The 504-nt window shown below is 62.7% G+C and carries 2 protein-coding genes; both read left to right on the forward strand.

Annotated elements, in window-relative coordinates:
- Positions 1 to 182: hypothetical protein (locus AB4Y93_RS28835; protein WP_441897220.1), on the forward strand; the 182-nt coding region annotated here is incomplete at its 5' end.
- A 1-nt stretch (position 183) separates the two neighbouring features.
- Positions 184 to 504, forward strand: a 321-nt coding sequence (locus tag AB4Y93_RS28840; RefSeq protein WP_441897222.1) for a type VI secretion system baseplate subunit TssF, incomplete at its 3' end; no start/stop codon positions are given.

The raw sequence follows: 504 nt of genomic DNA on the forward strand, positions 1-504 counted from the left end.
CGGTACGGCTACGCCCGCTGCGCGACACTTCCGCACGGCGCTACAACAAGATGATGTTTGAAATCGAGGCGCTGATGCAGTGGACGCCCTATCCGCTCGAATTCCGCATCCAGAGCGTGTTCGACCTGGAACTGAGCAAGGTCTCGCTCCAATCGGGCCATACCCCGGGATCGGCAGGCTGACATGGATCCGAAGTTTCTCGAGTAYTACAACCGCGAGCTGACCTACCTGCGCGAATCGGCAGGCGAGTTCGCCGCACAGCATCCGAAGATTGCGCGCCGGCTGGGCATGGAGGGCATCGAAGTTGCCGAYCCYTATGTCGAGCGGATGATCGAGGCGTTCTGCTTCATGTCCGCACGCACGCACCTGAAGCTGGATGCGGAGTTCCCGCGCTTCACCCAGCGGCTGCTCGAAGTCGTCTATCCGAACTACGTGGCGCCCACGCCATCGATGGCGGTGGCGCGGCTCCATCCGAGCCTGCGCGAGGGAGAGTTCAGCCAGGGC

Origin of the sequence: Paenibacillus sp. YAF4_2 (assembly GCF_052113225.1) — a bacterium.
In the GTDB taxonomy this organism is placed as follows: Bacteria; Bacillota; Bacilli; order Paenibacillales; family Paenibacillaceae; genus Pristimantibacillus.